At 66.3% G+C, this 19,083-nt stretch carries 19 protein-coding genes and 1 riboswitch; of the genes, 12 read left to right on the top strand and 7 right to left on the bottom strand.

All coding sequences use genetic code 11. The features are described from left to right. Positions 1–166: 166 nt before the first annotated feature. Positions 167–769: a hypothetical protein gene (locus MUN23_RS02060; protein ID WP_248761871.1), complete on the top strand. Its 603-nt coding sequence runs from the start codon at positions 167–169 to the stop codon at positions 767–769. 58 nt (positions 770–827) lie between these two features. On the opposite strand, the gene MUN23_RS02055 is transcribed toward MUN23_RS02060, so the two are convergent. Continuing rightward, positions 828–1,742: a LysR family transcriptional regulator gene (locus MUN23_RS02055; protein ID WP_248761870.1), complete on the bottom strand. Its 915-nt coding sequence runs from the start codon at positions 1,740–1,742 to the stop codon at positions 828–830. 135 nt (positions 1,743–1,877) lie between these two features. On the opposite strand from MUN23_RS02055, the gene tdh reads away from it, so the two are divergent. From tdh to MUN23_RS02030, 5 genes are all read left to right on the top strand, one after another. Further along, positions 1,878–2,924 (top strand): L-threonine 3-dehydrogenase, encoded by a 1,047-nt coding sequence (gene tdh / locus MUN23_RS02050; RefSeq protein WP_248761869.1) that lies wholly within the window; start codon positions 1,878–1,880, stop codon positions 2,922–2,924. A gap of 8 nt (positions 2,925–2,932) precedes the next feature. Beyond that, positions 2,933–4,129: a glycine C-acetyltransferase gene (locus MUN23_RS02045; RefSeq protein WP_248761868.1), complete on the top strand. Its 1,197-nt coding sequence runs from the start codon at positions 2,933–2,935 to the stop codon at positions 4,127–4,129. Positions 4,130–4,211: 82 nt separating this feature from the next. Continuing rightward, positions 4,212–5,333, top strand: coding sequence for an FAD-binding oxidoreductase (locus tag MUN23_RS02040; RefSeq protein ID WP_248761867.1), 1,122 nt, complete (start codon positions 4,212–4,214; stop codon positions 5,331–5,333). Positions 5,334–5,345: 12 nt separating this feature from the next. Further along, positions 5,346–6,557, top strand: coding sequence for an imidazolonepropionase (hutI, locus tag MUN23_RS02035; RefSeq protein ID WP_248761865.1), 1,212 nt, complete (start codon positions 5,346–5,348; stop codon positions 6,555–6,557). Between the two features lie 97 nt (positions 6,558–6,654). Continuing rightward, a complete protein-coding gene (locus MUN23_RS02030) occupies positions 6,655–7,443 on the top strand; it encodes a DeoR/GlpR family DNA-binding transcription regulator (protein ID WP_248761863.1) in 789 nt (262 codons plus the stop codon). 17 nt (positions 7,444–7,460) lie between these two features. Here MUN23_RS02030 and MUN23_RS02025 read toward each other — a convergent pair whose 3' ends face one another. Continuing rightward, on the bottom strand, positions 7,461–8,141 hold the full coding sequence (locus tag MUN23_RS02025; protein ID WP_248761861.1) for a histidine phosphatase family protein: 681 nt from the start codon (positions 8,139–8,141) through the stop codon (positions 7,461–7,463). Positions 8,142–8,287: 146 nt separating this feature from the next. Here MUN23_RS02025 and MUN23_RS02020 point away from each other — a divergent pair, with 146 nt between their 5' ends. After that, a complete protein-coding gene (locus tag MUN23_RS02020) occupies positions 8,288–9,067 on the top strand; it encodes a CPBP family intramembrane glutamic endopeptidase (RefSeq protein WP_248761859.1) in 780 nt (259 codons plus the stop codon). A gap of 126 nt (positions 9,068–9,193) precedes the next feature. On the opposite strand, the gene MUN23_RS02015 is transcribed toward MUN23_RS02020, so the two are convergent. After that, positions 9,194–9,832: a VOC family protein gene (locus MUN23_RS02015; protein WP_056348211.1), complete on the bottom strand. Its 639-nt coding sequence runs from the start codon at positions 9,830–9,832 to the stop codon at positions 9,194–9,196. Positions 9,833–10,040: 208 nt separating this feature from the next. Beyond that, a riboswitch (SAM riboswitch) is annotated at positions 10,041–10,155 on the top strand. Positions 10,156–10,167: 12 nt separating this feature from the next. Here MUN23_RS02015 and MUN23_RS02010 point away from each other — a divergent pair. Then, positions 10,168–11,283, top strand: coding sequence for a homoserine O-acetyltransferase (locus MUN23_RS02010; protein WP_248761858.1), 1,116 nt, complete (start codon positions 10,168–10,170; stop codon positions 11,281–11,283). Positions 11,284–11,664: 381 nt separating this feature from the next. Then, positions 11,665–12,735 carry an IS110 family transposase gene (locus tag MUN23_RS02005; protein WP_248761857.1) on the top strand — a complete coding sequence of 357 codons (1,071 nt, stop codon included), beginning with the start codon at positions 11,665–11,667 and terminating at the stop codon, positions 12,733–12,735. Between the two features lie 36 nt (positions 12,736–12,771). Here MUN23_RS02005 and MUN23_RS02000 read toward each other — a convergent pair whose 3' ends face one another. Genes MUN23_RS02000 through MUN23_RS01990 form a run of 3 tightly spaced genes read right to left on the bottom strand, consistent with a single transcriptional unit; the run spans position 12,772 to position 15,441 of the window. Then, the gene (locus MUN23_RS02000; RefSeq protein WP_248761856.1) at positions 12,772–13,302 is read right to left on the bottom strand and encodes a hypothetical protein; all 531 of its coding nucleotides are present in this window, start codon (positions 13,300–13,302) and stop codon (positions 12,772–12,774) included. Positions 13,303–13,315: 13 nt separating this feature from the next. Continuing rightward, entirely contained in the window at positions 13,316–14,563 is a 1,248-nt protein-coding gene (locus MUN23_RS01995; RefSeq protein WP_371875963.1) for a winged helix DNA-binding domain-containing protein, read from the bottom strand. Positions 14,564–14,592: 29 nt separating this feature from the next. Next, a complete protein-coding gene (locus tag MUN23_RS01990) occupies positions 14,593–15,441 on the bottom strand; it encodes an SGNH/GDSL hydrolase family protein (RefSeq protein WP_371876026.1) in 849 nt (282 codons plus the stop codon). Positions 15,442–15,536: 95 nt separating this feature from the next. Here MUN23_RS01990 and MUN23_RS01985 point away from each other — a divergent pair, with 95 nt between their 5' ends. Beyond that, positions 15,537–16,187, top strand: coding sequence for an alpha/beta hydrolase (locus MUN23_RS01985; protein ID WP_248761854.1), 651 nt, complete (start codon positions 15,537–15,539; stop codon positions 16,185–16,187). Positions 16,188–16,269: 82 nt separating this feature from the next. Here the strand turns inward: MUN23_RS01985 and MUN23_RS01980 are convergent, their stop codons facing one another. Continuing rightward, positions 16,270–16,503 carry an RNA-binding S4 domain-containing protein gene (locus MUN23_RS01980; protein ID WP_104063054.1) on the bottom strand — a complete coding sequence of 78 codons (234 nt, stop codon included), beginning with the start codon at positions 16,501–16,503 and terminating at the stop codon, positions 16,270–16,272. Positions 16,504–16,536: 33 nt separating this feature from the next. On the opposite strand from MUN23_RS01980, the gene MUN23_RS01975 reads away from it, so the two are divergent. Next, positions 16,537–17,562, top strand: coding sequence for a DMT family transporter (locus MUN23_RS01975; RefSeq protein ID WP_248761853.1), 1,026 nt, complete (start codon positions 16,537–16,539; stop codon positions 17,560–17,562). Between the two features lie 133 nt (positions 17,563–17,695). Continuing rightward, positions 17,696–19,081, top strand: a complete 1,386-nt coding sequence (locus tag MUN23_RS01970) for a glycine--tRNA ligase (protein ID WP_058929547.1) — start codon at positions 17,696–17,698, stop codon at positions 19,079–19,081. Positions 19,082–19,083: the final 2 nt, after the last annotated feature.

Here is a 19,083-nt window from a genome sequence, read left to right as displayed (position 1 = left end):
GCAGTTAATGCTGTTATGAGCACTCATAACGACATCTACTGCGACCCAGTTGGGCTTTAAGTACTCACTTCCCGCCCGCAAAGTACGCGTGTTCAGTGTGGCCTGCCGGTTCTAGACTGAAGATCCAGGGCGCCGTTGCCCTGCGTGTGCTGTGGGAGGAATGGCCATGTCGGTCCAAGAACCGTTGAGATTCCGCAAAGTCCTGCTGGCCGGCGTCGTAGCGCTGGCGCTGACCGGCACGGGTGTCGCCATCGCCTGGTCCGCCACGGACACGCCGTCCCAGTCGCCGTCCGCCTCCGCGCCGGGGAAGTCGGACAAGGCCCCGGGCCAGGAGAAACCGGCCAAGGCCCAGCGCCCGCAGCACCTGCACAGTGAAAGCGTGGTGAAGAAGGCGGACGGGACGTTCGAAACCGTGCTGGCGCAGCAGGGCACCGTGGAGGCCGTCAGCGAAACCTCGCTCACAGTCAAGAGCGAGGACGGTTTCAGCCAGACCTACGCCGTCAACGCGGAGACCAGGATCATCAAGTTCCCTGCCCCGGCCGCGGACGGTTCGCCGGCAACGGGCGACGACGGCAAACGGCTGAAGCGGTCAGAGGTCACCATCGCGGAAATCGCCACGGGTGAGGCCGTCAGGGTCTCCGGCGTGAAGAACGGTGACAACGCCACCGCCCGGCAGATCGTGGAGGGCGCCGGCACGGGTCCGGGCCTGGGCCTCGGAAAAGGAATGGGCAAGGGGCACGGCCACGCCAAGCGGCTTGCCCCCAAGTAAGTAGCGCCAACTGTCGTTCTGAGCCCTGAAAACGACAGTTAGCGCTACCCAGTTGGGCCTAGCCGCCCTGTTCCACCAGCCCGGTCATGATCGCCTGCAGCGCCTCGCACACAATCATCACCGAGCGGCGCTTCAGGTTCTCCGGCCGGGCCAGGATGTCGATCCTCCGCCGTGTGCTGATGCCCTCCAGCGGCCGCAGCACAATGCCGGGGTTGAGCACGGGCCGCGCCGTATGCCGCGGCAGGAGGCCCACCACACCCCCGGCCGCGACCAGCGCGGCCACGGTGGAGTAGTCGTTGATCCGGTGGACGATGTTCAGTTCCTTGCTGGAGACGGCCGCGACGGCGGACAGGACGTCGGCGGGGGAGTATCCGGTGTGGCTGGTCACCCAAGGTTCGCCCACGACGTCGGCCGCGGTAAGGGTGCCCTGGCGGGCCAAGCGATGGTCAGCCGGCAACGCAACATCCAGCGGTTCGTGCGCCAGCGGAATCACCGCGACCCGCTCCTCCGGCCAGCGCGGGCTGTGGTCCATCCGGTGCGCCAGCACCAGGTCGTAGCGCGCCGTCAGCGCCGGGAAGTCCTGCTGTGCCACGTCCTCGTCGGAAAGCTGGATCCGCGGCTGGCCGGGCGCGTCCAGCATGCGCGCGAGCGGCGCGAACAGCGCCTGGCCCGCGCTGTGGAAACCGCTGATGGTCACGGTGCCCACCGGCGAGCCGTGATAGGCGCCGATGGCTGTCCGGGCGTCCGCCATGGCACTGACGACGGCGGCACCGGCGTCGGCGAGCACCTGCCCGGCCTCGGTCAGCACCAGGTTGCGGCCCTCCTTCCGGGTCAGCGGAACCTCAACATTGCGCTGCAGCAGTGCCAGTTGCTGGGACACCGCGGAGGGCGTGACCATCAGCGTCTCCGCCACCGCCTTCACGCTGCCCAGGGCTCCGAGTTCGCGGAGGATTTCCAGCTGGTGAATATCCATCCGCCCAGTCTATGCATTAGTGAACACTTCATCGTCGATTGAGAGAATTCTGCTTGTGCTAATGCTTCGAAATGGCTCTAATGAAGGGAGACCACACCCGCAGGCCGCGGGTCGCTGCCAACAGTCAGGAAGCCAATGAAGGCACTCTACAAGTCCGGTGCACACGCCGGGTTCGAGCTGGTTGACCGGCCCGAGCCCGAAGCCGGCCCCAACGACGTCAAGATCCGGGTCATGACCACCGGGATCTGCGGCACTGACCTGCACATCCAGTCCTGGGATGCCTGGGCGCAGGGCATGATCGAGGCACCCCTCATCGCAGGCCATGAGTTCTACGGTGAAGTAGTGGAAATCGGCGACGGCGTCCGCGACGTCAAAGTGGGGGACCGCGTATCCGGCGAAGGCCACGTGGTCTGCGGAATCTGCCGGAACTGCCGCGCAGGCCGCCGCCATATGTGCATCCACACCGTCAGCGTCGGTGTACAGCGGGACGGCGCCTTCGCCGAGTACGTGGTCATCCCTGAGACCAACGTCTGGGTCCACCATGACCCCTCCATCACACCGGAACTCGGCGCGATTTTCGATCCGTTCGGCAACGCCGTGCACACCGCCCTCAGCTTCCCGCTGGTGGGCGAGGACGTGCTCATCACCGGGGCAGGACCCATCGGCCTGATGGCCATCGCTGTGGCCCGCCACGCCGGGGCACGCAAGATCGCCATCACCGATGTCTCCAAGCCACGGCTCGAGCTGGCACGCCAGCTCGGCGTGGACCTCACCATCGACGTCTCCACCACGCGCGTCAAGGATGCCCAGCGTGAACTCGGGATGCGTGAGGGCTTCGACATCGGCATGGAAATGTCCGGCCACCCCACCGCCCTGCCTGAGATGATCAACAACATGAACCACGGTGGCCGCATAGCCATGCTCGGCCTGCCCAGCCAGGACATCACCATCGACTGGGGCAAAGTGGTCACTCACATGCTGACCCTGAAGGGCATCTACGGCCGGGAAATGTATGAGACCTGGTACGCCATGAGCGCCATGCTCTCCTCCAACCCCGTGCTGCACGCCGGCATCTCAGCGGTAGTGACGGACAAGCTGCCCGCCGCAGAATGGGAAAAAGGCTTCGCCACCGCCCGCGCCGGCGTCGGCGGAAAAGTTGTCCTCGACTGGACCGAACTCTAAGGAGCACCATGTACACCTCCATCAAGGACCAGCTGCAGGCTGAGCTGGACGACATCCGTACCGCCGGGCTCTTCAAAACCGAACGCAGCATCAACTCCCCGCAGTCCAGCCACATCACAGCAGGGCAGATCGGCCAGCCCGGCGCCACCGTCCTGAACTTCTGCGCCAACAACTACCTGGGCCTCGCGGACCACCCGGACATCATCGCCGCGGCCAAAGCGGCCATGGACTCACGGGGCTTCGGCATGGCCAGCGTCCGCTTCATCTGCGGCACCCAGGACCTGCACCTGGAGCTGGAGGCCCGCGTGTCCAGGTTCCTCGGGACCGAGGACACCATCCTGTTCTCCAGCTGCTTTGACGCCAACGGAGGGGTCTTCGAATCCCTCTTCGGGCCGGAGGATGCCATCATCTCCGATGCCCTGAACCACGCCTCCATCATCGACGGAATCCGGCTCTGCAAGGCCCAGCGGTTCCGCTACGCCAACCAGGACATGGCGGACCTCGAGGCAAAGCTCGTCGAAGCGAAGGATGCGCGGCGCAAGATCATCGTCACCGACGGCGTGTTCTCCATGGACGGCTACCTGGCACCGCTGGAGGCCATCTGCGACCTCGCCGAGAAGCACGACGCCCTGGTGATGGTGGACGATTCCCACGCCGTCGGCTTTATGGGTGCCACCGGTGCCGGAACCCCCGAGCACGCAGGCGTGTCCCAGCGCGTGGACATCTACACCGGAACGTTCGGCAAGGCCCTGGGCGGCGCGTCCGGCGGTTACGTGTCCGGCCGCAGTGAAGTGGTGGCCATGCTCCGCCAGAAAGCGCGCCCGTACCTGTTTTCCAATTCCCTGGCCCCCGCGATCGTCGCCGCCACCGTCAAGGCCCTTGACCTGGTGGAGAATTCCGGTGACCTGCGGACCCGTCTCTTCGAGAACGCCCGGCTGTTCCGCCGCCGGATGACCGAAGAAGGTTTTGAACTCCTCGACGGCGAACATGCGATTGTCCCCGTGATGTTCGGGGACGCCGTAATGGCCGCCAAGGTGGCGGACCAGATGCTCCAGCACGGCGTCTTTGTCACCGCCTTCAGCTTCCCGGTGGTCCCGCGCGGCGCCGCCCGGATCCGCGTGCAGCTTTCAGCATCGCACTCAGCGGACGACGTCGAAGCGTGCGTGCGTGCGTTCGTCGCCAGCCGTGCCGCGGTAGCAGGTTAACCCAGCCGGGTTAACCCAGCGGGGCTAAACCTTACAGAGCAGGACCGGCGCGGCCGCAGGGCAACTCTGCAAGGATGGAGCCATGGCAGCACACTACGACGTCCTGATTGTGGGTGGCGGCATCGCCGGCCTGTCCCTGGCGTCCGCGCTCGCGGGCAGCTGCAGCGTGGCGCTGGTGGAGGCGGAGCAGGAGCTGGCGTACCACACGTCCTCCCGCTCCGCCCGCCAGCTCATTCCCAGTTACGGCCCGGACGTGGTGCGGGAGCTCACGGTCCGGACCCTGGAACTGATCGGGGCCCGGGACGCCCAGCTGCCTGAACCTGTCCTGACGCCGCGAAGTTTTATGCTGATCGGCACGGAGGAATCCGTCCGCGCCGAGAGCAGCGGCCACATGAATGCCATCACGCATGAACGGGCACTGGAGCTGTGCCCTGCGCTGGTGCCCGGGTCTTTCTCCGCCGCAGGCCTGGACACCGGATCCTTCGGCTGCAACGCGCCCCTTTTGCTGGCAGACCACCGCCTGCGGGCTGAGGCCGCCGGCGCCGACATCATCACCGGCGCACGCGTACATTCCGCCCAGCGGCTGGGCTCGGGCTGGGAGGTCGGCGCCGGGCAGGAAGCCTTCGAAGCCGGTGTGCTGGTCAATGCGGCCGGCGCCTGGGCCGATGAAATCGCCGTGATCAGCGGCGTGGAGAAGCTCGGGCTGCAGCCGTACCGGCGCATTGCGGCGATTGTCGACGTCGAACATCCACTGCCAGGGCACAGCCCCATGGTGGCGGCAGCCGACCACACGTTCTATTTCCGCCGGGAGGGCACCGAGGTGCTGATCTCGCCGTCGGAAACGGTGCCCAGCGGACCCGAGGACGCCAGGCCGAGGCCCGGCGATGTCGAGCGGCTGATCGTGAAGCTGAACGAGCTGACCACGTTGGGAATCCGCGGGGTTCGGAGCGCGTGGACGGGGCTCCGGACCGAGGCAGCCGACGGCGTCCCGGTTGCCGGTTTCGACGCCGAGGCCCCCGGGTTTTACTGGCTGGCCGGTCAGGGCGGTTACGGTTTCCAGACGTCATCGGCCATGGCGGAGCTCGCCGCCGCGCAGATCCTGGCCGGACAGGGCACCGGGCGCCGGGCGGCCGCTTTGGCCCACGATCCGGCATCCCGGACAGCGGAGGCGCTGGCCGCCACGCGCTGGTCCGTCCGGCGCTGAACAATGGAACCCATGAGCACCCTGATCACCAACATCGCCGAGCTGATGACCCAGGACCTGGAACACCGCGTCCTTAAGAATGCCGCCGTGGTGGTCGAGGGCGAACGGATCGCCTGGCTCGGTTCCGCCGCGGACGCGCCGGCGGCCGATGACGCCGTGGACGCCGGCGGCCGGGCCGTATTGCCGGGCTGGGTGGATTCGCACACACACCTGGTCTTCGCCGGCGACCGCACGGCGGAGTTCGAGGCGCGGATGGCAGGGGAGTCGTATTCGGCCGGGGGCATCGCCGTCACCATGGACGCCACTCGGCGCGCGTCCGATTTCGACCTCACCCGGCTGGCGATGGCGCGTGTGTCCGAGGCTGTATCGCAGGGCACCACCTACCTCGAAACCAAGACGGGCTACGGGCTGGATATTGAGCACGAGGCCCGGAGTGCCCGGATCGCCTCCACTGTCGTAGACGAGGTCACCTACCTGGGTGCCCACCTTGTCCCCGCGGGCACCGATGCGGAGGCCTACACCGATCTCGTCTGCGGGCCCATGCTTGACGCCGTCCGGCCGTACGTCCGGTGGGCGGACGTGTTCTGCGAGGAAGGCGCCTTCACGGCGGAGCAGTCCCGCCGTGTGCTGGAGGCGTGCCGGGCCGCCGGACTGGGGATCCGCGTCCACGGCAACCAGCTCGGCGAGGGTCCCGGCGTGCAGCTGGCGGTGGAACTAGGGGCAGCCAGCGTGGACCACGTGAACTACCTGTCGTCCCGTGATGTGGCGGTGCTGGCGGAAAGCTGGTCCGGCTGGAATCCGGAGAGCGGCACGGGGGACCGCGGAACCGTGGCAACCTGCCTCCCCGCGTGCGATCTCTCCACCCGGCAGATGCTGGCCCCGGGGCGTGAACTGCTGGACGCCGGCGTGCAGGTGGCGCTGGCCTCCAATTGCAATCCGGGTACCTCGTACACCAGTTCCATGGCGTTCAACGTGGCGACGGCCGTGCTGCAGATGCGCCTGAGCGTCCATGAAGCGGTGCGCGCCGCAACGTATGGGGGTGCGCTGGCGCTGCACCGGGAGGCAGGGCACGACGCCGACGGCGAACGGGCGGTGGGTTCGCTCGCCGTCGGGCATCGTGCGGACCTGCACATGCTGAACGCCCCCTCAGCAACGCATCTCGCTTACCGCCCGGGCATGCCGCTCACGTACGCCGTGTGGCGGGCCGGTGTACGGGCACGCTAAGCAGGGGCCACACTTTGTGATTGCGATGTGATCATTTGTGCCTGTTATGATCAGATAACGTCATATTTTGGTGACTGTTTGACGCTGAGAGGCCCCCATGACCCGCACTGACCGCCTGACGGCCATCCTGGACATTCTCGCCAAGACCGGCCAAGTGGAGGTGGAGGAGATTGTCTCCCAGCTTGCGGTTTCGCCGGCCACGGCGCGGCGGGACCTGGACAGCCTGGCCAAGCGGCGGCTGCTGACCCGCACCCGGGGCGGGGCCACCACCGGCGCCCTGGCCTACGACCTCCCCGGGCGGTACAACCGTGACGACCACGCCGAAGCCAAGGAGCAGATCGCCCAGGCCGCCTCGGCTCTGATTTTTCCCGGCGCTGTGATCGGTCTCTGCGGCGGCACCACCAGCACGGCCCTGGCTCAGATCCTGGCCACGCGCGAGGACCTCAACGCTCCCGGCCACCAGTCCACCCTGACTGTGGTCACCAACGCCATCAACATCGCTGCGCAGTTGGCTGTCCGCCCCAACATCAAAGTCATGGTGACCGGCGGCATCCTGAACCCCCGCTCGTACGAACTCGTGGGACCGTACACCGACATCATCATGCAGAAGGTGGTCATGGACATCGCCTTTATCGGCGTGAACGGCATTGACCCCGAGGTCGGTCCCACCAACACTGGGGAGGGCGAAGCCTCCGTGAATGCCCTGCTGGCCAGCCGGGCCCGGATCTCGTACGTGCTGGCCGACTCCTCCAAAGTGGCCGTCAGAGCCTTCGCCACCATGGACGGCTACGCGTTCACCCGCCTGATCACTGACTCCGGAATCTCCGCCGAGGACAAGGCAGCATTCGAAGCCAATGGCACTGAAGTGATCGTGGCCCCGCACTAGGCGAGCAGCAACAACCCCTAGAAGATCACCGGCGGCGCATCCAGGACGGTCTCGTCCACCCGGCGGTCCACCCACTGGCTGAACGGAATATCGAGTTCGTACTTGCCCAGGTCGGTGCGCAGGAGGGTCCGCACCGCGGCATTGTCCGGGTTGTTGAGCGATTCGAAATACTCCACCGACCAGTGGAACCAGCGCATGCAGAACAGGCGCATGGTGAGCCCGTGGGTCACCAGCAGGGTGTTGGGGGCGTAGTCAGGTTTGGACCAGTGCCGGTACAGCGTCTCCATAAAGGATGAGATCCGGTCGTAGACGTCGGAGCCGGATTCGCCCTCCCGGAACCGGTAGAAGAAATGGCCGTAGGCGTTGCGGAGTTCCTTCTGGTCCTCGATATCGCCGGTGATCTGGAAATTGGCCCAGTCCTGCTCGCGGAGGCGCGGCTCTTCGATCACCCGTTCCGTGAGATTGCCGAGGTTGAGTGCCTTCAGGGTCTGGTGCGCCCGCAGGTACGGCGACACATAAACGCAGACCTGGCGGCCGTCCAGCTCGCGGCGGATCCGTTCCCCGGCCGCCGTGGCCTGCGCCAGGCCCAGGGGAGTCAACGGAATCCGGTAGTCCGGGACCCTGTTGTAGATGGACGTATCGACATTGGCCGCGGACTGGCCGTGCCGGATCATGAAGATTTTCCCTGGCGCGCTCATAAGCCCCAAGCATAGGTGCCGCCAACCCCGGACGCTCTCTCACTTTTGGTGCGTTTTTGGCGAACGCTCTCTCACTTTGGTCAGCCCCAGCGAGCTGGCCACGCCCCAATCAGCGAAGAACCAGAAACTACGGGCAAGATGGAACCATGTTGGTTCCCTCCCGCCGTCGGCTGCGGATTGAAGTCTGGATTGTGCTGGGCCTTTCCCTGGGGCAGTCCGCCGTCTACTCGGTGGTGCAGCTGCTGGACAAGATGACGCGTGCACCGCTGGCCGAAGGCACGTCCACGCTGAACCGGTCACAGAGCCCCCGCGAATACTTCGACCTCACCTACCAGCTGCTGGACATCATTTTCGCCCTCGTGCCCGTGCTGCTGGTCATCTACTTCCTCACGGACCAGCGGCAATCCGGCGCCGGAGTGAGCCCCCAAGGCGGGTCCGCCTTCCGGAAGCTGGGGTTCAACTTCGCCCGGCCGGGCCGTGACCTGCTGCAGGGCTTTGGCCTCGCGGCGCTGATCGGGATCCCGTCGCTGGGCCTCTACGCCGCGGGACGTGCCCTGGGGATCACCACCGCCATCATCCCCAGCGCACTCGACTCGTACTGGTGGACAGTTCCCGTCCTGATCCTGTCCGCCCTGCGGCACGCCGTGGTGGAAGAAGTCATTGTGGTGGGCTACCTCGTGGACCGCTTAGGCAAGTTCGGCTGGAGCATGCCCTTGGCCATCTTCACCAGCTCGATGCTCCGCGGCAGCTACCACCTTTACCAAGGCTTCGGGCCGTTCATCGGCAATGCAGTGATGGGTGTGGTCTTCGCCTGGCTCTACACGAAAACCAAGCGGATTATGCCGCTGGTCATCGCGCATGCGCTGTTGGACATCGTTGCATTCGTTGGCTTCAGCCTCTTTGGCCGGGCTGTGGGCCTGGGGTAAGACGGCCGTGGTTCCCGTGCCGCACAGGTGAACTGAACCGGGTCCGGCCTTAAAAGGATTCGGCCGCCATCGGTGGGTGGCATCATTGGCACCCGCTGATGGCGGCCGAAGCTATTGAACGTGCAATCAGATGGTGACTGCTCCCGTAGCGGTTTCGAAGGTTACGGACAGGATGCCCGGGGTTCCATGCGGAGCCACCCAGTCAACGGCCACATCCTCCAGCGGCTTCTCGACGGGTTCGCCCAGCCATTCCGTCACGCGTTCGGCGGAACCGGCTATGGTCAGGCAGCTCATCTTGACGTTGCTCTCATAGGCGTTGGACGGGTGCAGGGCGGGGTCGCCCTCCCACTTGAGCATGTACGGGACCTGGGGGTCCGCGATCAGGCCCAGGATGCCGATCTGCTTCCAGACCAGCTCGCGGCCGTCCGGGAACTTGCGGTTGCCGTTGACGGCGGCACGGCCCAGGCGGTCTTCGAACGGAGCGAGGTCGTCCACTTCGACGCACCAGCCCATCCAGCCGCCGCCGGCTTCGGACCGGGCCCGGACAGCCTGCCCGAAGGGAGCCTTGTCCGATGCCGGGTGGTTCAGGACCTCCACGACTTCCAGGTACTTATGGCCCGCGAGGGGAATAATCATGTTCCGGGTTCCAAACCGGGGGTGTACGCCACCCTTCACGGCTTCAACGCCGAGGGCGGACGAAATACGTTCGGTGGTGGCAACGAGGCCATCTTGTTCACAGGCGTAAGAGACGTGATCCATGCGCATGCCATCATCTTGGCACTTTGTGATCCGGCTCTCAGCTAAGGGTAGCCTTACCGGATTCCCGTTGCGTCACGAGTGGACATTTCCGGGCGGCCAAGGGCGCGGCGGACCCTGGCAGGGACGCGGCCGGCTGGCCGCAGAAGTGCTCCCGCGAAGTCATAACCAGTCACACGCTTAGCAATAGACCGGGGCGGTTCGTACACTCGAAGCAGGTCATGAGTGCCAGCGACAGCCCCGGCTTGCTGGCCGGCAACCCTCTTTTGCGGTGGGGTGCCCCGGGTGAGGACCTGGCCTGCCGGTCAATTGACGGTGGGCAAGCGCATAGAAAAGGTCCTGCCATGACGATTACGATTTCCCGTACTGCAGCACCCGGAAACGGGGTGGTCCGGTACGCCAGCATCGGCGGACTCGAGCTCGAAGCCGGCGGTTACCTCCCGGAAGTCACCCTCGGCTATGAAACGTGGGGAACCCTCAACGCGGACGGCTCCAACGCCGTCCTGATTGAGCACGCCCTGACCGGAAGCACGCACGTGACCCGCGGCGACAGTGACGAGCCCGGCTGGTGGGAACAGCTGGCCGGACCCGGTGCGCCGGTGGACACGGACCGGTTCTTTGTGGTCTCCATCAACATTGTGGGTGGCTGCTACGGTTCCACCGGGCCGTCCTCGGATGCCCCGGATGGCAAGCCGTGGGGGTCCCGATTCCCTTTGGTAACGCTGCGGGACACCACGGCGGCCGAGGCCAGGCTGGCTGACCAGTTGGGCATCCCGAGCTGGTACGCCGTGCTGGGCGGCTCCATGGGCGGCGCGCGGGCCCTGGAATGGGCGGTCACCTACCCGGAACGGGTTCAGCGGTGCGCCGTTATCTCCATCGGTGCCGCCAGCACCGCCGAACAGATCGCGTTCGCCCAGGCGCAGACGCTCGCCATCCGACAGGACAGCAATTTCAACGACGGCGACTACTACGGCGGTCCGCTGCCGGAGGACGGCCTGGCCCTGGCACGGCGCATCGCCCACATCACCTACCGCTCCGCCGAGGAGTTCCATGGCCGCTTCGGACGTTCGGCCCAGCACCCGGAATCGCCGTTCCAGGCGGCAGCGCTGGGGGAGCGGGGCCGCTACCAGGTGGAAAGCTACCTGGACCACCAGGGCAAAAAGCTGGTGCGGCGCTTTGATGCCAACAGCTACATCGCCATCACCGACGCCCTGATGAGCCACGACGTCTGCCGCGGGCGGGGCTCGCTGAATGAGGCCTTGGGCCGGGCCACCGCCAGGTTCTTCGTGGCTGCGGTGGACAGCGACCGGCTGTACTTCCCGTCCCAGTCCCGTGAACTGGCTGACGCGCTCCCGGGCGACGTGGACGTGCACGTTATTGAGGCCCCGATCGGCCACGACGGCTTCCTGACCGAGATCGGCCAGCTCGGCGTCCAACTCCGAAAGACCTTCCTCGTCTAAGCCCGAACGGACACTTGAGCCCCTTGCTATTAAACGCGAGAGGACACTTGAGCCCCCGGAATCAGGGCCTCAAGTGTCTGTGAGGATTTTAGTGGCTGGTCTGGGACTGGCTGGCAGAGTGGGTATTGGCCGTTCAGCCCCGTGGGATGTGACTCATTAAGTGTTTGGCCCTGCAAGGGGTGTCTTTGAATGGATCTGTCCATCCGCGGGGTGGCGGCCGGTACCACCCGGCCCACCTCGGTAACTTGATCAGAAGGTTGTCCGCCTCTTTGGGGGCGTGGCTCGTCACAGTGTTGTTCCGAAGTGACCTCTACCCGGACTGGTACCGGCCGTGTACGGCCCTGACCATATCCGCGAATAGAGGAAGGTGCCAGAACCGCTATGACTATCGTTGCTCATTCCCGCCCTTTTGTCGTCGGCGTCGATACGCACGCCAAGAACCATGTCTACGCCATCATCACCGGCAACACCGGTGAGCTGACCGCCACCCGGGACTTCCCCACCACCGGGGCCGGCATTACCCGCGCAATCGCCTGGGTCGCGCGCCGCACCGGCGCTGATCTGGCGACCTTGTGGGTGATCGAGGGTGCTGCTTCCTACGGCGCTCTGCTGGCCGGTTCCGTCGACGCCGCCGGCTACACGGTCGCCGAAGCCGCACGCATGGATGCCCGAGCCCATCACGGGGTCGGCAAATCAGATCCGCTCGACGCGCACCGGATCGCCGCAGCCGTCCTGCCCCTGGATGAGCAGCAACTGCGCCAGCCACGGCTGAACGAAGGAGTCCGAGCTGCCCTGCGGATCCTGGTCACCGCACGGGAATCCATGACCACCGACCGTACCCGGGGCGTGAACGCGTTGACCGCCCTGCTCCGGGTCAACGACCTTGGCCTGGATGCGCGCAAACCCTTGACCGGAACCCAGATCACCGAAGCCTCCCGCTGGCGGGCCCGGGAAGAACCGCTGGCTCAGTCCGTTGCCCGCGCCGAAGCAGTCCGGCTGGCCAAACACATCACCGAACTCGACGCGGACATCAAAACCAACAACGACCAAATCACCGGACTGGTCGAAATCAGCGAAGCCGCACCCCTCCTCAAGGAGACCGGGATCGGTCCCGTCACGGCCGCCATCTGCCTGAGCGTCTGGTCCCACCGGGGACGCGTCCATTCCGAGGCCGCCTTCGCGTCCCTGGCCGGAGCCAGCCCTATCCACGCCTCGTCAGGGAACACCGTCCGGCACAGACTCAACCGCGGCGGCGACAGAACCCTGAACAAAGCCCTGCACATCATCGCCCTGAGCCGGATGACCTTCGAGCCCGCCACCATCGACTACGTCCAGAAACGCCAAGCCGAAGGACGAACAAAAAAGGAGATCCGCCGGTGCCTGAAACGCTATCTCGCCCGACGGATCTACCGAATACTCAACGCCGCAAACCCAGACCCCGGCCACGCTTGACAACCATAGAAGGATCCTTTCGCGCTGACTAAGCGATCAGCCGTTCATGATATCGGAGCGGCGCTTCATGTAGTCCTCCATGGCCAGCTCGCCGTTGCTGTACTGCTGGTCGAGTTCGGCCAGCTTGCGGGCACGGTATCCCTGCGGGCCCGACGGCGGCAGGGGAATGCCGGGGGCGGCAGGCTGCTGCGGTGCTTCCGCGCGCTGCTCCGGCACCGGCTGGCCGTTGGGTTGCGGCTGGCCGTACGGCGGGAACTGCTGATCCGCAGAAGGAATCGGCTGCATGGGCGGCAACGGCTGGCTCGGTGGCAGGGGCTGCGGGCTCATGATCTGCCGGAAGCCGCCACTCATGTAATCCTGCTGCGTGTAGCCGTCACGGGGCTGCTTGTTCTGCGGCCCCGGGTACTGATCGCTGCCCGGGTACTGGCCGCCGCCTGGAAACTGCTCGGGGTAGCGCCCGGAAAAGCTCTGCTCCTGGTTCCGTTTGTTCACGGATTTCCGGTACATCCGCATCGCCATCGGTATCACGAACGCCAGAATGATGATCCAGAAAAACAAGCTGTTCACGGTGTAGCGCCTCTCATATGTGTCCTTCCAGCTTAACCCCGGAGCCCACACGCGCGGCCGGGATCCCCAGGAAGGCCCCGTACCGGTCCACGGCGTCCTGCACGGCATCTTCCGTGGCCCGGTCCGCGGCAGCGGACAGACGGATATCAAGCTCACAGCGGCCGGAGAACATGGTGTGCCGCCAGCAGCCGGCCATCCGCCCGTCCAGCAGCACCACATGCATCGGATCCCCGGCGACCGGGAACGCCGGAGCGCTGCCGCCCAGATAGTGCCGGGTTGCCGAATAGCCCATCACGTATTCGTCGTAGCACTGGATCAGATCGATCCGCGGTCCTGCCGCCGGCGTGGCATTGCTGGCCTCCGTGCCGGCCTCCGAACCGCCGTCCGCGCCGGCGTCGAAATAATGCTCGACGCCGTCAATCACCGACGTTGCCAGCGTTTCGGGAGCAGCCGCCAGGGACTGTTGGAGGCCGAGCCGCACGTCGGCCATGGTGAGCCCGGACCAATCGGCGCAGTCCTTGACCGTGGCCGGCCCGCGGCTGGTGAAGTAGCGCCGGACGAGCTCGCTGAGCGCTTCGGTCCGGGTCAGAGGAATGGCCGGGCCGGCAGGGACACGCTCGTCAAAAAGGGCGTAGGTCTGCTTCAGGGCCCCGCCCCTGCTGCGCACTGGCGACCCGCTGGTCAGGATCCCGCTGATCTCGGCGTGCATGATCAGGTAGGCCAGCCCGAAGCCGGTGGCCCCGAACCCTTCGTCCTGCAGCCGCGCGGCCAGCTGTTCGCGGGTCAGGTGTGACCCGCCCCGGACGGCTTCGGCCAGGACCTGTCCGCTCCGGTCAGCGGCGGCGGCATCAATCCCGGTCTGCCGGTACATGCCCGCGTTGCCCTGGTGAAGCCGCGGCGCGGACAAGGCCGTCAGCCAGCGAAGATCCTCGCGGTGCACAAAATGCCAGGTGGGCCGCAGGATATGGGTGCGCAGGATACGACCGTCGGACACCGCCTCCTCCACCTCCGCGGCGGTGGCTACCGCAGCCTCGGCAGCAACCCGATGAGACGGGGCCCCGACGGCAGCTCCAGGACTGCCGGTCCTTTGCGCCAGGCTCCAGCGGGCGTACGGAAACTCCTGCGCCTGGACAGCCAGCAAGTGCCGGACGGCGTCCTCCGGGGAGCCCAGGCCGGGCCCGCGCAGCCGTTGGGCGTGAAGCCGGCGCCGCACCACCTCATCCGGATCCATGCCTGTCCGGGGGAGTTGTCCTTGGGTCACGCCGTGCCGCCGGTCACGCCGGGCCGCCGCTAGCGCCGGGCCTCGGTGGTGCCCAGCGGCCCCTCGCCGGAACCCAACGGAACGCCCGGGCCGAACACAGGCCCCGGCGTCGGACGTTTTGCGGTGATGCCGTCGCCGGAAGAGCGGTGGCGCAGCCGCCGCACCACCCACGGGACAAAGTACTCGCGGGCCCACACCAGGTCCTCGGAGCGGGCTGCCCGCCACGTGGGGACGGGCAGGGGCTTGGGCCGGAGCGGCTCGAGGGTGTGGTTCACGTTCAGCGAATCCAGCACCATGGCGGCGATGGTGTGGTGTCCCAATGGCGAAAAGTGCAGGCGGTCCTCGTCCCACATCTGCGGATCGTTCAGCTGCTTGAGCGACCACATGTCGGCGATGATGGCGTCATGGCGGGCGGCCACGGTGCGCAGGTTCTCGTTGTAGATGGCCACCTTGCTGCGGATCCGTCCCAGGACCGAGGAACCGGTATCCGGGCCGTTGAACAGCACCACCGTGGCACCGCCCATGGCCAGGATCTGGACCACTGAATCAAGTTTTTCGGCGAGGGCGTCGGGGTCGCCGCCGGGCCTGATGAGATCGTTGCCGCCGGCGGAAAGGGTTATCAGGTCCGGCTTCAGCGCCAGGCACGGAGCGAGCTGCTGGTCCACGATCTGCTGCAGGAGCCGGCCGCGGACGGCCAGGTTGGCGTAGGCGAAGTCCGACTGGCCCCGGCCCAGTTCCTCGGCCACCCGGTCGGCCCAGCCGCGGAAGCCGCCGGGGCTGGTGGGGTCGGGGTCGCCGATGCCCTCGGTGAACGAATCTCCCATCGCCACATAGCGGCTCCAGGGGTGGGCTTCCGGGGCCCTGGGCGGGCTCTGCATGGCTTTTGCTTCATTCACGGTCCTATCCTGCCTCCTTGCTCACAAGCTACGCCACCGTAGGTAGTTACCGCCGGGTAACTGTAAGAATGGAAACCATGACTGACGCCCAAGTATTTCCCGCCCCCGTTGTTCTGTGGTCCCGGCCGGAGGACCAGCGCTCCGGAAGGCCGCTGCTGGTGCTGCTGCACGGCTACGGCGCCAACGAACAGGACCTGCTGAGCCTGGCGGATATGCTTCCCGAAGATTTTGTGGTTGCCTCGCTCCGGGCGCCCCTGGCCACGGGCCCCGGGTTTATGTGGTTCCCCCTGACGGCCTCCATCGAATACACGCTCGACGCCGTCAAGGCTGGAGCCGATTACGTGCAGGACTGGATCGACACCGTCAAAGCCGACCACCCGTCCGTGACGCTGCTCGGCTTCTCCATGGGAATGGCGATGGCCACCACGCTGCTCCGGCAGCGCCCCGCTGACTACGCCGCCGTCGTCGGGCTTTCCGGTTTTGTGGTCAACGCGGACGGGGACCCCACGTTCAAGGACGGCGAGCTGGACGGCACGGTGCCGCTCTTCTGGGGCCGCGACCAGCAGGACCCCGTGATCACCCCCGACAAGATCGACTACACCATGGGCTGGGTGCGCGGGCACGTCAAGCTCACCAAGGTCCTCTACACGGGCATGTGGCACGGCATCAACCAGCAGGAAATCGGGCACGTCTCCGAGTTCCTGACGCACGAGGTGCTGAACAAATAAACGTACGACGGCGGCCGGCGGCACAGTGCCGCCGGCCGCTTACGCGGTCCTGGCCGACTGAGGCTGAGCCAGGCCCGTTAGATCAGGCTTCGGGGGCCACAACCTGCACGGTCTGCCCGTTGACGGTGACGGTGTCGCCGTTGTGCAGCTGGCGTCCGCGGCGGTCCTCGATCTCGCCGTTGACCTTGACGAGTCCGTTTTTGATCAGCTCGGCGGCTTCCACGCCGTCCTCCACCAGGCTGGCGAGCTTCAGGAGCTGGCCAAGACGGATCATGCTGTCGCGGATGGGGATCTCTTGAATGTCCTGGTTGCTCATACAAGCAATAATGCCTGACGTAAGGTGAATCCAATGACCCACACCCCACGGCTGCCGCGCTTCGCGGGGCTCCCGCTGGCCGTCGGCGCGGGACTGGCCATTCCCGTCCAGGGCCGGATAAACGGGGCCCTCGGCGTCCGGCTCAACGACGGCATCGCCGCGGCCGTGGTGGGTTTCAGCACCGGCCTGGTGGTGATGATCCTGATCTCCCTGATCCTGCCCAGCGGCCGCGCCGGTCTGGCCAGGATCCTGCCGGCGGTCCGGACCCGGGCTTTCCCGCCCGTGTACGTGCTGGCCGGCGGCATCGGCGCCCTATTTGTCTTCGCGCAGTCCTTCACCGTGGGCATCCTCGGCGTGGCACTGTTTACCGTCGCCGCCGTGACCGGGCAGACCCTGAGCGGGCTGCTGGTGGACCGGCTGGGCATCGGACCGGCCGGCAAGAGGGCAGTGACTCCCATGCGGATCATCGGCTGCGTGCTGACGGTCGCCGCCGTGGCGTGGGCGGTTTCGCCGCGGCTGGCCGGTTCCCCGGGCTCCCCGGGCGCTCCTGCGGACGGTGCAGGCGGGCTGGAAACCTTGATTCTGCCGTTGATCCTCCCTGTCCTAGCCGGGTTCCTGATGAGTTTCCAGCAGGCCATGAACGGGACGGCCACGGTCCACTACGGTTCGCCCGTCGCCGCCACTCTGGTGAATTTCGTGGCCGGCTCCGTGTTCCTGTGGATTGCCTTGGCCATCAAGGTGACTGTATTTGGGCCGGGCAATCCGTTGCCGGCCGAGTGGTGGTACTACCTGGGCGGGCCTATGGGCTGTGTGTTCATCGGCCTGGGTGCGCTGCTGGTCCGCAGCCTGGGCGTGCTGGTGACCGGGCTCGGCATGATCGCCGGACAGCTCCTTGGCTCCCTGGGGCTGGACCTCCTGGTGCCGGCCCCCGGAAGCGTCGTGGCCCCGGCCACCGTCCTGGGCACACTGCTGACGCTGGCCGCCATCATCCTGGCCACACTGCCGTGGCCGCGGGGCGCCTTCCGGAGGCAGGCAGCTTCCGGAGGCAGCGGCCGGTAGGCTAGGACACGCAGTTCTCTGCATCTCGTTCCTTCGCCCGCCCCGCCCGCACCCAGCGGTGATGCACCCACGTGCAGCGGGGCCAGATACCCGCGGACCGCACCCAGCGGCCCTGTAGAAATTGGAGTCCACCATGGCAGCAAAATCCGTACTCGACCAGGTCATTTCCCTTTCCAAGCGAAGGGGTTTTGTGTTCCAGGCCGGTGAAATCTACGGAGGCTCGCGCTCTGCCTGGGACTACGGACCCCTCGGTGCCGAGCTGAAGGAAAACATCAAGCGCCAGTGGTGGCAGTCCATGGTCCGCGGCCGCGAGGACGTGGTGGGCCTGGATTCCTCCGTCATCCTGCCCCGCCAGGTATGGGAAGCCTCCGGCCACGTTGATGTCTTCTCGGACCCGCTCGTGGAGTGCCTCTCCTGCCACAAGCGCTACCGCGCGGACCACCTCGAGGAAGAGTACGAGGAAAAGAAGGGCCGCCCCGCCGAGAACGGCCTGAAGGACATTGCCTGCGTCAACTGCGGCACGCGCGGCGAATGGACCGAACCCCAGGAGTTCTCCGGCCTGCTCAAGACCTTCCTCGGCCCGGTGGCCAGCGACGAAGGCATGCACTATCTGCGCCCCGAAACGGCCCAGGGCATATTCGTGAACTTCAGCAACGTCCTGACCACCTCCCGCAAGAAGCCGCCCTTCGGCATTGGCCAGATCGGCAAGTCCTTCCGCAACGAGATCACACCGGGCAACTTCATCTTCCGCACCCGTGAGTTCGAGCAGATGGAAATGGAGTTCTTCGTCGAGCCCGGCACGGACGAAGAGTGGCACCAGTACTGGATGAAAGAGCGCATGTCCTGGTACACCGGCCTGGGCATCCGGGAAGAGAACCTGCGCTTCTTCGAGCACCCGCTGGACAAGCTCAGCCACTACTCCAAGGGCACCACGGACATCGAATACCGCTTCGGCTTCCAGGGCTCCGAATGGGGCGAGCTCGAAGGCATCGCCAACCGCACCGACTTCGACCTCTCCACGCACTCCAAGGCTTCCGGCCAGGACCTGAGCTACTTCAACCAGGCCACCAACGAGCGCTACACCCCGTACGTGATCGAGCCGGCCGCAGGCCTGACCCGTTCCTTCATGGCGTTCCTGGTGGACGCGTACACCGAGGACGAGGCACCCAACGCCAAGGGCGGCGTCGACGTCCGTACCGTCCTGCGCCTTGACCCGCGCCTGGCCCCCGTCAAGGCTGCGGTGCTGCCGCTGAGCCGCAACGAGGACCTCTCGCCGAAGGCCAAGGACCTGGGCGCGCAGCTGCGCAAGAACTGGAACATCGACTTCGACGACGCCGGCGCGATCGGCCGCCGCTACCGCCGCCAGGATGAGATCGGCACCCCGTTCTGCATCACCGTGGACTTCGACACCCTCGAGGACCAGGCCGTGACCATCCGTGAACGCGACTCCATGAGCCAGGAACGCGTCTCGCTGGACAAGGTGGAAGGCTACCTGGCCGCCCGCCTGATCGGCGCCTGAGC

The organism is Pseudarthrobacter sp. SSS035 (assembly GCF_023273875.1).
Lineage (GTDB): Bacteria > Actinomycetota > Actinomycetes > Actinomycetales > Micrococcaceae > Arthrobacter.
The sequence above is the reverse complement of the archived record's forward strand: the minus strand, read 5'-3'. Positions and strand labels throughout refer to the sequence as shown.

Coding starts and splice junctions, on each gene's coding strand:
- MUN23_RS02060 (WP_248761871.1), top strand. CDS start 167: ATGTCGGTCCAAGAACCGTTGAGATTCCGCAAAGTCCTGCTGGCCGGC.
- MUN23_RS02055 (WP_248761870.1), bottom strand. CDS start 1,742: ATGGATATTCACCAGCTGGAAATCCTCCGCGAACTCGGAGCCCTGGGC.
- tdh (WP_248761869.1), top strand. CDS start 1,878: ATGAAGGCACTCTACAAGTCCGGTGCACACGCCGGGTTCGAGCTGGTT.
- MUN23_RS02045 (WP_248761868.1), top strand. CDS start 2,933: ATGTACACCTCCATCAAGGACCAGCTGCAGGCTGAGCTGGACGACATC.
- MUN23_RS02040 (WP_248761867.1), top strand. CDS start 4,212: ATGGCAGCACACTACGACGTCCTGATTGTGGGTGGCGGCATCGCCGGC.
- hutI (WP_248761865.1), top strand. CDS start 5,346: ATGAGCACCCTGATCACCAACATCGCCGAGCTGATGACCCAGGACCTG.
- MUN23_RS02030 (WP_248761863.1), top strand. CDS start 6,655: ATGACCCGCACTGACCGCCTGACGGCCATCCTGGACATTCTCGCCAAG.
- MUN23_RS02025 (WP_248761861.1), bottom strand. CDS start 8,141: ATGAGCGCGCCAGGGAAAATCTTCATGATCCGGCACGGCCAGTCCGCG.
- MUN23_RS02020 (WP_248761859.1), top strand. CDS start 8,288: ATGTTGGTTCCCTCCCGCCGTCGGCTGCGGATTGAAGTCTGGATTGTG.
- MUN23_RS02015 (WP_056348211.1), bottom strand. CDS start 9,832: ATGCGCATGGATCACGTCTCTTACGCCTGTGAACAAGATGGCCTCGTT.
- MUN23_RS02010 (WP_248761858.1), top strand. CDS start 10,168: ATGACGATTACGATTTCCCGTACTGCAGCACCCGGAAACGGGGTGGTC.
- MUN23_RS02005 (WP_248761857.1), top strand. CDS start 11,665: ATGACTATCGTTGCTCATTCCCGCCCTTTTGTCGTCGGCGTCGATACG.
- MUN23_RS01990 (WP_371876026.1), bottom strand. CDS start 15,441: ATGCAGAGCCCGCCCAGGGCCCCGGAAGCCCACCCCTGGAGCCGCTAT.
- MUN23_RS01985 (WP_248761854.1), top strand. CDS start 15,537: ATGACTGACGCCCAAGTATTTCCCGCCCCCGTTGTTCTGTGGTCCCGG.
- MUN23_RS01980 (WP_104063054.1), bottom strand. CDS start 16,503: ATGAGCAACCAGGACATTCAAGAGATCCCCATCCGCGACAGCATGATC.
- MUN23_RS01975 (WP_248761853.1), top strand. CDS start 16,537: ATGACCCACACCCCACGGCTGCCGCGCTTCGCGGGGCTCCCGCTGGCC.
- MUN23_RS01970 (WP_058929547.1), top strand. CDS start 17,696: ATGGCAGCAAAATCCGTACTCGACCAGGTCATTTCCCTTTCCAAGCGA.